General features: G+C 42.0%; 14 protein-coding genes. 7 read left to right on the top strand and 7 right to left on the bottom strand.

Features of this window, described 5'->3' with window-relative positions; genetic code table 11:
• Window positions 1-212 precede the first annotated feature (212 nt).
• The 4 genes from ACCB35_RS21795 (at window position 213) to ACCB35_RS21780 (ending at window position 5229) form a co-directional block, all read left to right on the top strand.
• Complete coding sequence (locus ACCB35_RS21795) at window positions 213-1763, top strand: hypothetical protein (protein WP_374055277.1); 1551 nt, start codon at window positions 213-215, stop codon at window positions 1761-1763.
• Window positions 1764-1846: 83 nt separating this feature from the next.
• Window positions 1847-3061 carry an ATP-binding protein gene (locus ACCB35_RS21790; protein ID WP_374055276.1) on the top strand — a complete coding sequence of 405 codons (1215 nt, stop codon included), beginning with the start codon at window positions 1847-1849 and terminating at the stop codon, window positions 3059-3061.
• 60 nt (window positions 3062-3121) lie between these two features.
• Window positions 3122-3781 carry a beta-phosphoglucomutase gene (gene pgmB, locus ACCB35_RS21785; protein ID WP_374055275.1) on the top strand — a complete coding sequence of 220 codons (660 nt, stop codon included), beginning with the start codon at window positions 3122-3124 and terminating at the stop codon, window positions 3779-3781.
• 110 nt (window positions 3782-3891) lie between these two features.
• Window positions 3892-5229, top strand: a complete 1338-nt coding sequence (locus tag ACCB35_RS21780; protein ID WP_374055274.1) for a cytochrome P450 — start codon at window positions 3892-3894, stop codon at window positions 5227-5229.
• Between the two features lie 360 nt (window positions 5230-5589).
• Here ACCB35_RS21780 and ACCB35_RS21775 read toward each other — a convergent pair whose 3' ends face one another.
• On the bottom strand, window positions 5590-6951 hold the full coding sequence (locus ACCB35_RS21775) for a YjiH family protein (RefSeq protein ID WP_374055273.1): 1362 nt from the start codon (window positions 6949-6951) through the stop codon (window positions 5590-5592).
• Between the two features lie 397 nt (window positions 6952-7348).
• Between ACCB35_RS21775 and sda the strand changes: the two genes are divergently transcribed.
• On the top strand, window positions 7349-7480 hold the full coding sequence (gene sda, locus ACCB35_RS21770; protein WP_082051344.1) for a sporulation histidine kinase inhibitor Sda: 132 nt from the start codon (window positions 7349-7351) through the stop codon (window positions 7478-7480).
• Between the two features lie 143 nt (window positions 7481-7623).
• Here sda and ACCB35_RS21765 read toward each other — a convergent pair whose 3' ends face one another.
• Window positions 7624-8937, bottom strand: a complete 1314-nt coding sequence (locus tag ACCB35_RS21765; RefSeq protein ID WP_374055272.1) for a short-chain fatty acid transporter — start codon at window positions 8935-8937, stop codon at window positions 7624-7626.
• A gap of 203 nt (window positions 8938-9140) precedes the next feature.
• On the opposite strand from ACCB35_RS21765, the gene ACCB35_RS21760 reads away from it, so the two are divergent.
• Window positions 9141-10010, top strand: a complete 870-nt coding sequence (locus ACCB35_RS21760) for a Cof-type HAD-IIB family hydrolase (protein ID WP_044340184.1) — start codon at window positions 9141-9143, stop codon at window positions 10008-10010.
• 56 nt (window positions 10011-10066) lie between these two features.
• Entirely contained in the window at window positions 10067-11164 is a 1098-nt protein-coding gene (locus tag ACCB35_RS21755) for a sorbosone dehydrogenase family protein (RefSeq protein WP_374055271.1), read from the top strand.
• Between the two features lie 76 nt (window positions 11165-11240).
• Here ACCB35_RS21755 and ACCB35_RS21750 read toward each other — a convergent pair whose 3' ends face one another.
• From ACCB35_RS21750 to ACCB35_RS21730, 5 genes are all read right to left on the bottom strand, one after another.
• Complete coding sequence (locus tag ACCB35_RS21750; RefSeq protein ID WP_220154059.1) at window positions 11241-11339, bottom strand: putative holin-like toxin; 99 nt, start codon at window positions 11337-11339, stop codon at window positions 11241-11243.
• A gap of 149 nt (window positions 11340-11488) precedes the next feature.
• Window positions 11489-11641: a hypothetical protein gene (locus tag ACCB35_RS21745; RefSeq protein WP_374055270.1), complete on the bottom strand. Its 153-nt coding sequence runs from the start codon at window positions 11639-11641 to the stop codon at window positions 11489-11491.
• 22 nt (window positions 11642-11663) lie between these two features.
• A complete protein-coding gene (locus tag ACCB35_RS21740) occupies window positions 11664-11816 on the bottom strand; it encodes a YvrJ family protein (RefSeq protein ID WP_374055269.1) in 153 nt (50 codons plus the stop codon).
• Between the two features lie 48 nt (window positions 11817-11864).
• Window positions 11865-12413 carry an N-acetylmuramoyl-L-alanine amidase gene (locus tag ACCB35_RS21735; protein WP_374055268.1) on the bottom strand — a complete coding sequence of 183 codons (549 nt, stop codon included), beginning with the start codon at window positions 12411-12413 and terminating at the stop codon, window positions 11865-11867.
• 19 nt (window positions 12414-12432) lie between these two features.
• Complete coding sequence (locus tag ACCB35_RS21730; RefSeq protein ID WP_052504611.1) at window positions 12433-13065, bottom strand: D-Ala-D-Ala carboxypeptidase family metallohydrolase; 633 nt, start codon at window positions 13063-13065, stop codon at window positions 12433-12435.
• Between the last annotated feature and the right edge of the window lie 286 nt (window positions 13066-13351).

Genomic DNA, 13351 nt, shown 5'->3' with positions numbered 1-13351 from the left:
TTAAAGATCAATTTTTTTTATTCTAAAAGAACGTTCATTCTAAAATACGACAAAATATGACAATTATTAATAGTAAAATGGAACGGAAATGTTATACTGAAAAGGAAGCAACAAACGCTGTTGTCCCTCTCTTGTTGTGGAAAAAAATGGTGAAAAACTATCTGAATTATGCTAAGATTCAGAAGTCAAAGGATTTTACATAGGGGGTTCAGATGAGAGAAAAATTAAAAGTATTCGGTATACCTATAGGAATCATGCTCCTATTCATATCTGCCTTGTTCTTTCACCAACTGCTTTTAGTGAAAGAGTTACCTCAGCCCAACTGGAGCCGTTCTCTTCCACTCGATTTCACATCCAAAGAGAAACCGCAGATCTTTCAAAATGATGATAAGCTTTACTTGTCGAGCGAAGGAAAGGTCTACGCGCTTACAATCAATGAGGACATACAGGTATCTGATGAAAAAGTCATAAATACTAAGATTACAAGAGGTTATCCATTTTGGTCCAATGGGAATGACGTGATCTATTATAAAAATGGAAATCTGGTTCTGACTCGAAACAATGAGGATCGAATCCTCTCAGAAGAGATTACAGGATTAGGAACAGCCTCAAATAAAGTCTATTATTGGAATGACAATCAACTTTATGAGTATAACGTACAAGAAGGTTCTTCTAATGAAATCTACACCTTTCAGTCTGAAATTTCTGATATTCACATAGGAGACAACGGGAGTGCCATCATTCAGGTAAAACAAGATGACACACATGACTTCGTCTACTATATGAATGAAGACCTGGAAATAAGTGAGAAGCCGTTTCTCCTGGTAAATACGGCGCCGAATAAAAAGATGGATGGTTTAACGTTTAAAGCAGCAGATGATCAGCTCACCGTTCTATACAATGAGAAATCGCGCACTCAAGGGACTCTTTCCTACAGTGTATACAAGGTCCAGGTTCCATTACAGGAAATGGGATCATCGATTTTAACCGGGAGTAAGATTGAATTCGAAAATAAAGATACCGGGGAAAAGCTGACGAGTCCCGGCGGGGTACAGTTTGTAAGCGTTGAGGGAGAAGAATTCGTGGTGTTCACTTCAGAAGGACAGCGGATTGGTGATAACAGTGCGATGAGCCTGTATGCGGCCCCTTTTCAAAATCAAGAAATCTTAGAGGGTTCTCCTATCAGTACAACAAAGCATGTCACATATTCTCCAGTGCAATTAACAGATGAGGCACTGGTTTGGTTTAATTATGATGGTGGTACATATGAACTATACGGGGCATCTCAGAACGATCAAGTTGTTTCAGAAAGTACGAACTGGTCGAAAAGATCCGTGAAAGAGGCACTTAACAACGGCATTCTCATGATGTTCAGCAGTCTGGTGACGATATTGACATCCTTTTACTGGGTGCTTCCATCACTCTTTTTATTAATCTTATTGTACATATTCAGACCAAATGTGTTTGAAAAAGACGGAATCAGTTGGGCCGAGTATGCATCGATCATCATTTTTATGCTGATGCCGATCAGCTATACAAGCAATGCGATGAACGCTTATTTTTACCAGGTTGCTCCGGAATACTTTGTGTTTCCCGGAAGCGGGTACGCACTATTATTGTTGATTAGTGCGATCAGCTGGGGAATCTGGAAAATAGGTCGTGATCCTGATTGGGGATCCTTTGCAGGTGCCTTTTACTTTATGGGAATCTATATTTTATTTTATATTACTTCGATCGGTCCATATATATTTAACTTATATTAACGAACAAAAGTATGAGTGAGACGGGTGACGGGATGAGAGAGACAAAGAATCGCATAATAAAACACACATTTTACAACAAAATAATGATTGTCATGGCTCTATTTGTCTTTCAGCTCATCGCTGTACTCATTCTGGATAAGCCATGGAATGTAATCGCAGCCCTTCTATCAACCATTGTGGGAGGAGCCGTTCTCGCACTCTCAGTAAAAGAAGGGAAGTCGTTTCTTTCAGAGCATCAAAAATTACTGGAAGAAGAAAACCAGCTTTCAACTCTTCTTCATTCCTTGCCGGATTTTGTGTGCTTTAAGGATGGAGAAGGACGTTGGTTAAAGGTCAATCAATTTGGTCGTAAGCTGTATAATCTTGAGGGGATCGATTATGAAGGAAAGACAGACAGTGATCTGGGGAAACTCGTTCCATTCTTTAAGGACGCCTTCGACTATTGTATTGACTCCGATGAAAAATCGTGGAAAGCGGAAAAGGTAACGAGATGTGAAGAGGGATTCTACCTTCCGAACGGTGAATACAAGACCTTTGATGTCATTAAAGTCCCATTATTTCACTCGAATCACACAAGAAAGGGGTTAGTCATCATCGGCAGGGATATTTCACAGCAGAAAATAGCAGAAGAGATGCTATTAAGAAAAGAGAAGCTCTCTGTGGTCGGAGAGCTTGCGGCAGGAATCGCCCATGAAATCCGGAATCCCCTTACAAGCATCAAGGGGTTCATTCAACTGCTGGAAGAGAATGAGCATGTACCCGACCACTATCTTACCGTCATGTCCTCCGAGATGGACCGTATCAATCAAATCGTCGGAGAGCTGCTCATTTTATCTAAACCTCAAATGAGGGAATACCGACACTTTGATATGAGTGAAGTGCTTAATTATGTGATCAAGGTAATGGGACATGAAGCGATCCTTAAAGGAATCACCTTAAATGTTGAAGTGCCATCCTCTTCGATTTGGGTATTTGGAGATAAGAATCAATGCGTGCAGGTCTTTATTAATATTATTAAAAATGCGATTGAATCGATGGATGAAGGAGAAATCCATGTCGATTGGAAGGTATTGAACGATACGATCGTTATTGCAATACAAGATCAAGGGGTCGGGATTCCCTCTGATCGTCTAAAGAGACTGGGAGAGCCGTTCTTCACCTTGAAAGAAAAAGGAATGGGGCTCGGGCTGACCATTAGTCAAAAGATCATTGAAGACCATAAAGGGTCTATACTCATTGAATCAGAAGTGAAAAAAGGAACAAGAGTGGAAGTAACCTTGCCGGTGAAAAATAAGTGAAAGTAAAGGCTGCCTCATTCTGGTGCAGCCTTTTACTATGCATACAGGAGGAATACTGAGATGAAGAGGACATTGCAAGCTGTCATTTTTGATATGGATGGAGTCATTACAGATACCATGCCCTTTTATTTTCAAGCCACCAAAGAGCTGATGCGGCCTTATGGGATCCATTATACTGAGGAGCAAAATAATAAACTAAAAGGAATAGGTAGAAAAGAAACGGTTCAACATCTGTTAAAGGAAGGAAATGTTCAAGTTTCAGAGAGAGAAATCATCGAACTGGCCAATAAGCGTAATGAGATCTATCTATCTCTGATTTCAGATCTTACATCAGAGCACGTTTTACCGGGTGTAATTGAATTTTTAGAAGAATTGATGAGGGAAAACGTACCTGTCGCACTTGCTTCTTCAAGTCGAAATGGACCCTACGTACTGGAGAAAGTGGGGTTACAGAAGTACTTTCCTGTCATTATTGACCCGACCTCATTAAAAAAAGGAAAACCAGATCCTGAAATTTTCTTGAAGGCGGCACATGCTCTTGGGGTACCGGAAGAAAACTGTGTGGGCATTGAAGATGGCGAAGCAGGGCTACAGGCTCTCCTGAATACGAAAATGTTCACAGTCGGAGTAGGGGCAGATGACTACATGAAACATGCTCATTGGACCATCTCTTCGACTAGTGAGCTCGTGTTGGAGAAGTTAAGGGAGCGGATGAAATAGGATTAATGAATAGGAAAGTACACGAATAGGATGAAAGGAACGTCCATACAGGCTTGCTCGACTAGATATAGTCATTTGCTCGCATTCAAAAAATAAAGGAGATGTGAATCATGACAAAACCAACCGTCCTCCATTCCTTTCATCCATTGGGCCAGTTAGAACAATTCCGGAAGGATCCCCTCCTGTTTTTAGAAGAGATGGGTGGGAAAGACGAAGAAAAAGTTCAGTTTCGTTTTGCCAATCGAACTGTTCATTTACTCATGTGCCCAGCATTGGTGAAAGAGGTACTCGTCACCCAGTCAGATTCCTTTCATAAATCAAAGCAATTCAGGGAACTGTCCCTATTGATTGGAGAAGGACTTGTGACGAGCGAGTCGCCGCTACATACAAAACAGAGAAAAACGATTCAACCTTATTTTACCCCGCGTCATATTCAGCAGTATACGACTGAAATGATCGAGTCTGCTTCTTTTATGATGGAGAGCTGGGAGATGAACTGTTCCCGGGACATCTCAAAGGATATGATGGAGGTTACCCTGGCGGTCATTACGAAAACCATGTTTAATATGGATGTTAGAGATGGCCATCAGAAAGTTGGTGTGCACCTTGAAACCATTATGGAGACTGCAACAAAACGAATACGCTCCTTCCTTAAGCCACCGCTATCTTGGCCGACTGCTGAGGTGAAGCAATATAAGACATCCATTCAAGAATTAAAGCGTGTGGTGGAGGAGATCATCCATCAAAAAGAGTATCATCGAGATGGGAAAGAGGATTTACTTCACGCCTTACTTCATGCCCGGGATGAGGAAGGCAACAGTATGTCCAGAAACCAGCTCATGGACGAAGTAATGACCATCTTTGTGGCTGGCCATGAAACGACAGCGAATCTCCTTTCCTGGTTCTTCTATGCGCTTGAGTGCGATAAGAAGGTGAAAGAACAAGCTTATGAAGAAGTCGATAGAGTAGTAGGAACCGATGAATTAAGTAGTGAGCATCTCTCGCACCTCCATTATACGCGGCAAGCTCTTCAGGAAACACTACGCTTGTATCCTCCCGTTTGGATGTTTGGAAGAATCGCTGTTAAAGATGTCATGATTGGTCCTCACCTTATAAAAAAAGGTGAGAACGTCCTTGTGTCACCATATCTGATGCATAGGAATGAGAAGTATTTCCCTGATCCTTTAACATTTGATCCTGAGAGGTTTCTAGAAGCACATGCCAAAAAGACTCCGCCCTATGCCTATTTTCCATTTGGAGGAGGACCTAGAGTCTGTATTGGCAATCATTTCGCTCTACACGAAGCATTGATCATTGCTACTTTATTCGTACAGCGCTTCACGTTCAAAATGCCGGATAGTCAGAAGGTGGAATGTCACCCCCTTATTTCGTTAAGACCTAAAGGTGGATTAACTATGAAGATTGAAAAAAGGGATAACTGCATGTAAATTAAGACTGTTTTGTAAAAGATTAATGTTTAATAGAGGTTAAAAAGGGTTTGTTTGATAGTTTGTTTATCATCTAATCATTTATATAAGCAGTATGAAGGTAGGAGCACAGAGTGGATTGTAGCGGAAGGCAATTGACTCCTGCGGGAAATAGAGGAAAGGTCGCGACCCCGCAGGGCAAAGCCCGAGGAGGCTCGACTTCCTCCCCGCGGAAAGCAACGGTCAACAATTTATTCACACTTACATTCATTTTTTGCAAAGCAATGGGTGAGAACCAGCGGTAAGCGAGCGACTGAATAGTTTAATAGTAACAATAGAAAAAACCCAGGTTCAAATCTGAACCTGGGTTTCATTCATCCATCAAAAAATCATATGAGCAATCGCCACAATGACAAGTAAAGTCAAGAATGTACGCTGTAAGAAGATGATCACTAAGTCCTTGAAATCAACAGGAATCTTTGAACCTAGTAATAACCCACCCACTTCTGACATGTAGATTAATTGTGTCACAGATAAACAAGCAATGACGAATCTCGTTAAATCACTTTCAATTCCAGATCCGAAGATGGCTGGAAGGAACATGTCTGCAAAACCGACAAGGATCGATTGAGACGCTTCTGCTGCTTCTGGAATTTGTAAAAGCTCCAGTAATGGAATAAGCGGCATACCGATATATTCAAAGAACTTCGTGTTTTCCGCTACGATAAGTGCCGTTGTACCGATCGCCATAACAATTGGTGCTACACCCATCCACATATCCAACACATTCTTCATGCCATCAGTGAAAAATTTAGAAGTACTATTGTTGTTTTTCGCTTGAACAAGGGCTTGCTCATATCCATACCCAACGCGGCTGTAGCCTTCAGGAATGACCTCCATCGTGTTCTTGCCTTCTTGTCCATTATAGTAAGTGTCAGGCTTACGGGATAGAGGCGGGATTCGTGGCAATACAATTGCGGCAATAATCCCTGAAAGAGCCACTGTAAGATAGAATGGAATGAAATAGTCTCCAAGACCAACCTCTGAAATGACAACTAAACTAAATGTAATGGATACAACGGAGAAGGTGGTACCGATGATGGCTGCTTCCTTCTTGGTGTAATAGCCTTCCTCATATTGTTTGCTTGTCAGTAATACCCCGATCGTCCCGTCTCCCAACCAGGAAGCTAAACAATCGATGGAGGATCGCCCCGGCAGACCGAATACAGGACGCATCACTTTTGTTAAGAGAGCACCGAATAATTCAAGTAGACCGAAATTTAATAATAAAGGTAGAAAAAGTCCGGCAAATAAAAATACAGAGAAAAGAATGGTGAGAAGTCCATCCGGGTTTAGTAGGAGTCCACCCGTTGCGTCAGACCATACCCATTCAGGTCCTAATTTGAATAGCGTCATGATTGCAAACACAGCACCAAGGACTCTGACAAAAACCCATACAGGCCTTACATCGAATAGACTTGTGAAAAACGGTGATTTTTCAATGAAGGCTGGATGTAAGAGCTTTGTGATCAATGTTCCCAATACAGTAAGGATGATTAGTCCCGTCATGATCGCAGGTATATAACTCCCGATCCAGTCCTGTAATAGCCCTGAAAGAACCGCAATCGGTATGGTGATTCCGTCCTCCTGTGGAATCGGCACCATAAAAAGAAAAATTCCCAATAGGGAAGGAATGATAAATCTTAAATGACTTGTTAATGTAAAGCGATGTTGTTGATTCATAAATTCACCTCAGATGTAGTTATAACGGAAAATGAAACAATATTCATTTTAATGCATACATATAAATTTGTCCATAACAAGTTCCCACAAGGGAGATTATGCATTACCTAGCTGTTTTTCCCAAAAGGTGTGAATGTGAAACATGAAATGCCGAATGATCGATCTTGTAAATAATGTATACAAAAAAGAAAGCGCTATCTTTTAGTACCTCTCTATTTTACTAAAATTTTTAAAAATTTCAATTATAAGCTGAAAAACATTTCATTTATTTATTTTCATAGAGTTAAATCTGGGATATTATAGTTAAAAAATAATTAAATATTATGATAATTAGGTTTATGTATTGATTAAAAGGGTATTAGGAATTCATACCTTTGTAAGTCAGGAGTTGTAATTGATGACATCTTTAACGAAACTTACGGAAGAACAATTGGCTAATGTCTACCAATTAGCACAAGAAGAAGGGTTGGAAGAAGAATTTATTGAGATGTTAGAAGGGGAGCTGGAAAGAAGAGAAAATGTTCGATAGAATGGAAGCGAATATAGAACATAATGAACTGTCATACATAACGGCTGGTCTCACAGGAGGTCAGCTTTTTATTTTCATCATAAAAAGCGCCTAGAACTGTCTCACCATAGGAGGAACGGTTCAAGGCGCATGTGACTTTTATATTATAAGAATAATAATCCCAATGAAATGACGACTCCACTAACGACAAGGATGATTACACAGTATCCCATAATATCCTTTGCCTTTAATCCCGCAATTGCCAGAGCAGGCAATGCCCAGAACGGCTGAATCAGGTTTGTCCAGGCGTCGCCCCATGCCACGGCCATAGCAGTCTTTGCTACAGAAGCATCAAGGGTTTGAGCCGCATCAAGCATAATAGGAGCTTGGACGGCCCATTGTCCTCCTCCTGAAGGGACAAAGAAGTTCACAATCCCGGCGCTGAGGAAAGCGAAGAAGTAAAAGGTCACATCATTTGAAATCGATACAAAGGCTTCAGACATGACGACAGCCAGACCCGATGCCGTCATCATCCCCATGATTCCAGCATAGAAAGGGAATTGAATGACAATCCCGCTCGCTCCCTTGATCGCTTCTTGAACAGCCGCAAGGAAGCGTTTAGGGGTCCCGTGAAAGAGAATGCCCAGGAATAAGAATAAAAAATTGACGATATCTAAATTAAGGGCGAAACCATTTTGAATAAAGTATGAAAATAAGAACGCAATCCCGAGAACAGCAGCAATAATCGATAAAAACATACTGTTTTCCAGACGCTCAGCAGGTGTTAACGCCCCTTTTTCAAGAGTGGCAGCTGTCTCATTAAAGAGCTCCGGATCCACGGTTACCGTCTCTTCTTTAGAAGGCATCAGCATTCTGTTTATGATGGGGAGAACAATAAATAGTGCTAAGACAATCAATACATTGAACGTAGCGAATATGGTTTCACTCGTGGAGATGACACCGATCATATCCTGGAAAGGATGATCTGCTGTTGCGATGGATAGCGGAATGGAACCTGAGAAACCTGCATGCCAGACAACAAATCCAGAATAGGCACTGGCAATCAGCAAGCGATAATCGACACCTTTCACCCGTTTGGCAAGCTCTTTCGCAAATAATGCCCCAATGACCAGCCCGAAGCCCCAGTTGATCCAGCTTGCAATCATGGAAACGATGGTAACGATGACAATTGCGGAACCGGGTGACTTCGCAAATGATGCCAGGAAGCCGAGGAACCGTTTAAACAATGGACTGCTTGCCAGTACATACCCTGTAACAAGCACGAGAACCATCTGCATGGAAAAGGCAAGCAGGCTCCAGAAGCCGTTGCCCCAATACTGAACCATCTCAAGGCTCGAACTTTCAGTGAAAATAAGACCAAACCCGAATACAACCAACGTTAAAATGACAACAAATAAAAATGGATCAGGCAGATAGCGTTGCATAATCTTGTTCGATAATGATATAAGTGCTTTCAATTCATAATCCCCCTTATTTAATACACACCCTTTCTATTCTTCTATAATTGCATTTGAAAACCCTTTCAATTTAGTGAATTAACAGAAAAATACTCCGCATGTATTAATTTTGTTAAGAGTAAGGTACATCAGTACAAGAGTGTAAATATTTCATGATACAATGGCTAAATTAAGAATACTTAAACGTAGAAAGGTGTCTACTTATGATTACATGTATTGCAACAGATATGGATGGAACCCTTTTAAACGAAAATCAAGAGATCAGTGAGGCCAACAAACAAGCCATACTGGACGCTCAGCAAAGAGGAGTAGAAGTGATTGTTGCCACAGGAAGATCGTATGAAGAAGCCAGATATGTCATAAAGGAAGCCGGCATCTCATGTGATATTATTTGTGCCAACGGTGCCGAAGTTCGAAATCAGAATGGTGAAATCGTTTATCAGGCCGGTATTGAATCAGTACGGGCGAAAGAAATTGCCGCTGCACTAAACCAGACAGGTATTTACTTTGAAATATACACAGATCAAGGAACGTACACCGAAAACTATGAAATGGGCATCGAGCTGATTGTCGACATTTTTACAACAGCCAATCCAAATGTGTCGGAACAGCAAGTGAGGCAGGCAGCAAAAGAACGTTTTGAAAAAGGTCATATTAAATTGGTAGACGATTATGGGATCCTTTTCGAGGATTCTTCTCAACTTGTTTACAAATTTCTTGTTTTCTCTTTTGATGAAAAGCAATTAACAGAAGCGAACGAAAAATTACATGAAATAGCTGGCATCGCGATCAGCTCATCTGGTAAAGAAAATATTGAAGTGAATAGTCTGGAAGCTCAAAAAGGTGTCGCTTTGGAAAAACTCCTGAATGACAAAGGGCTTTCAGTCAAACATGCAATGGCCATGGGTGATAACCTCAATGACCTATCCATGATGAAAGTAGTTGGAAGACCAGTTGCCATGGGAAATGCCCTGGATCAAGTTAAAGAATTCTGTCCGTACTCAACCGCAACCAACCGTGAGGACGGTGTCGCAAAAGCGATTCAGGAGGCTCTTCAACAGACAGCAAAGTAATGAGAACATCTCCCCTTGTCCATACTGGTAAAAAAGAGAATATGGGAGCTGAGAAATTGAGAAACCGAAAAAATCGCAGTTGGTTCTTATTTGTCATTGGTCTTAGCTTGTTACTCAGTGCCTGCTCAATGGGACAGCCGGATGTACAGCAGGAAGAAAGTGAATCCGTCAGCAAACCGAGTGTCGAAAGCAACGTGATCGCCCACGACCTTTCCATTCCCTGGTCGATAAATAGACTCGGAGATGAATTCTACCTCACCCAAAGAACGGGCGATATTGTTGAAATAAGGGATGGAAAAAAATCCGTTGTGAAAACCAACCTTTCAAAACCGTTATCGAAGCGTCCTGAAGCGGGGCTACTGGGATTTGTGCTTCATCCGGACTTCAAGGCGAATCAGCAGGCTTATGCCTACTACACGTATGATGAATCAGGAGACCCTTATAACCGGGTAGTGGTATTACAACGAAAGGAAAACGGGTGGAGTGAGGAAAAAGTACTGCTCGACCGAATCCCAAGCGGTCAATACCACCACGGGGGAAGACTTGAAATCGGTCCGGATAACAAGCTCTACATTACGGCAGGGGACGCCACTCAACAGGATAAGGCCCAGGATCTCTCCTTTCTTGGCGGGAAAATTCTTCGGATGAATCTGGATGGGGGAATACCGGACGACAATCCATTTAAGGATTCATACGTTTACAGTTACGGCCATCGTAATCCTCAGGGACTCGCATGGAACGAAGCCGGGGAGCTATATGCAACGGAACATGGACCAAATGGATATGATGAAGTGAATCGTATTGAAGCCGGCAACAATTATGGCTGGCCAAAGATTACAGGGGATGAAAAAGGGGATTCCTTGGTTTCGCCCCTCGCTCACTCCGGCGAACCTTCATGGGCCCCGTCAGGAGCGGACTTTTGGAATGAGGACTTAGTGTTTGCATCTCTCGCTGGTCAAAGTGTGAAGAGATTCGACCCCGAAACCAGGAAGGTATCTGACTTGCTTACAGGTTTCGGCAGGATTCGCGATGTATTTGTGGATGGGGATACCCTGTACTTTGTCTCAAATAACACAGATGGCCGTGGAATTCCCCGTGAAAATGATGATAAATTGTATGAAGTGGATTTGAATTCGCTTAAGCTTGAGGAATAGAGATTTAAAACCTTCTTTTGCGTTGAGCAAGGGGAGGTTTTTTCTTTGCAAAAAAATAACACGCTCTTCAGCGTGTTTATGAATTCTTATTCTCATCATTGTCTTTATATTTTAGAATAGCGATCACAAACATCCCAAAGCTGAGCATCAGAGATAAAACTTCAAATGTATTCATATATACACCGCCTCCTTACTTTAAGGCTTCCCGGACTCAGGATTGTCCTATACCCTTTGGGAAAATAAAAAAATGAAACCTTCTTTTGATTTACGGAATCGACTGATATCCCGCTTCAGCGGTATAGAAAAAAGGTTGAGCATCAAGGCTCAACCTTTTACATGTGTTTCTCTCACGTTAAGCAAGATGATGCTCAGTGAAAGTAGAACCAATGTAACCCAATAGTTGTTATTCACTAACAGGAGAGTAATTCCCGAGCAGCTTAGCAATATAGCGATGAATCCCCATACTAATTTGATCAAGTTACGTATCCTCCAGCTTCTGCTATTTCTCGTTTTTACTATACGCTTTAGATAGGGATTGGATGGCCAATTCGAGTTGCTCCAACTTCTTCTCCAGTTTCACTAATAAAAAGAGTGTGACGGCAATGGGAAATCCGAAGTTTCCTAGTAATTGAACAAATACGGAATAATCCATTGAAACTCCTCCTTAGGTGCAAGCCGGCCTGAGCCAGCCTGCGTTTTGTTACGATTTGAGGTTAAGTGCTTTTGCTATTCCAGCTGCAATGGCATTGGCTAATCCAGTAAGAAAGATTGGGTCTTTTAAGAGATTCGTATCATTCACGCTGTCGATAAAGAGATTCTCCAGCAAAATAGCAGGCATGGCCGTTTCTCTTAAGACAGAGAAGTTCGCTTCCTTTTGTCCACGGTCTCTTAATCCATATGTTGAGTAAAAATTCATCATCTCCCCATGGAGGACATCTTGTCGTCTTCCTGTTTCAGAAGCTGCTGAACCTGGGTAAATAAAGCTTTCGAACCCTGTACCGCCACCTGCATTATGATGAAGGGATACAAAGTAAGCGGCGTCTAGTCCATTCGCATAATCCGCTCGCTCTGATAATCCTGCATATACATCCGCTTCTCTTGTTAAACGAACGTCCACTACAAAGTTGTCTTCCAAAACCTTCTGAACCTTTAAACCGATATCTAGCGTGAGATTCTTCTCCTGCAGTCCGTTTCCAATAGCGCCTGGGTCTGTTCCCCCGTGACCTGGATCAAGTACAATGATTGGCATAATCTTATTTCCTCCTTCCTTAAGCCCAGTAAAATGATTGAGAACCATAAGGATACTCGATACGGCTATCCACATGAACGAATGTTGTATATTTAATAATCCCGCTAAAGCCGCATGTTTTGGCGATTTCAGCCACTTGAGTAGGCGTTTTCCCTGACGGATCAACATCAGCTGCGATTCCGTAAGTGTGCATACTATTAGAGGCACCGCCGACATTCCGGTTATGAGTGATGCTTCTGAATCCGGAATTGATCACAACAGGCGGGTTCCCCAATTTTTTACGAAGAGCTTCAAGCTTGTACATTAATCGGCGTACATTTTCCCTAACTTGAGTAGAGCCGACATTTCCTCCCGAGAAGCCGCTTCCGTCCTTCGAATAGAATTCACTGAAAGCAAAGTTGATCGTCGAGCCGTCGCTTGCTTCAAGGGCATTCAATTTGCTATGTGTTTGCGGTCCTGCGATTCCGTCAGCTGAAAGGCCATACGCACTTTGGAATCGTTTGACAGCCGCTTCCGTTCCCGGTCCGAATGCGCCATCCACCGACACATATGTTTTGGAAGGAGAACTTGCTGCCCATCCTGCCACCCGGATCTGAAGTTCCTTTACATCGCTGCCTGAATCACCTTGTCGTAATGTTCTTGTCCAATTCATTGATCATCGCTCCCTTTGTATGTTTGAGGCAAAAAGGGATGAAGAGTAAGAAAGACCATCCCAATCTCTCTCACTCTGTTTTGTTTGCCTTACACTCTATAAAGAAGAAGTGGAGGGAGAAATGACAACCTGGAGCAGTAAGTTTTATAAAAAGCTTTTTTCGTGAATGTTTTAAAAAGCGAGTACTGGTTGATTACAGCGAGAGTGCTCGCTTTAGAGAGAATAAAAATAGATCAAGCATTGAAAAAGGACAAGTACCCACAGGTTTTGTGGGTGCTTGTCCTTT

It is taken from the genome of Rossellomorea sp. FM04394 (assembly GCF_041889765.1).
GTDB classification, from domain to species: Bacteria; Bacillota; Bacilli; order Bacillales; family Bacillaceae_B; genus Rossellomorea; species Rossellomorea aquimaris_B.
Note: the sequence above shows the minus strand (reverse complement) of the source record. Positions and strands in the feature narration are given on the sequence as shown.

Bases quoted from the DNA above. Each gene is read 5' to 3' on its own strand.
- ACCB35_RS21795 (WP_374055277.1), top strand. From the start codon at position 213: ATGAGAGAAAAATTAAAAGTATTCGGTATACCTATAGGAATCATGCTC.
- ACCB35_RS21790 (WP_374055276.1), top strand. From the start codon at position 1,847: ATGATTGTCATGGCTCTATTTGTCTTTCAGCTCATCGCTGTACTCATT.
- pgmB (WP_374055275.1), top strand. From the start codon at position 3,122: ATGAAGAGGACATTGCAAGCTGTCATTTTTGATATGGATGGAGTCATT.
- ACCB35_RS21780 (WP_374055274.1), top strand. From the start codon at position 3,892: ATGACAAAACCAACCGTCCTCCATTCCTTTCATCCATTGGGCCAGTTA.
- ACCB35_RS21775 (WP_374055273.1), bottom strand. From the start codon at position 6,951: ATGAATCAACAACATCGCTTTACATTAACAAGTCATTTAAGATTTATC.
- sda (WP_082051344.1), top strand. From the start codon at position 7,349: ATGACATCTTTAACGAAACTTACGGAAGAACAATTGGCTAATGTCTAC.
- ACCB35_RS21760 (WP_044340184.1), top strand. From the start codon at position 9,141: ATGATTACATGTATTGCAACAGATATGGATGGAACCCTTTTAAACGAA.
- ACCB35_RS21750 (WP_220154059.1), bottom strand. From the start codon at position 11,339: ATGAATACATTTGAAGTTTTATCTCTGATGCTCAGCTTTGGGATGTTT.
- ACCB35_RS21740 (WP_374055269.1), bottom strand. From the start codon at position 11,816: ATGGATTATTCCGTATTTGTTCAATTACTAGGAAACTTCGGATTTCCC.
- ACCB35_RS21735 (WP_374055268.1), bottom strand. From the start codon at position 12,413: ATGCCAATCATTGTACTTGATCCAGGTCACGGGGGAACAGACCCAGGC.
- ACCB35_RS21730 (WP_052504611.1), bottom strand. From the start codon at position 13,065: ATGAATTGGACAAGAACATTACGACAAGGTGATTCAGGCAGCGATGTA.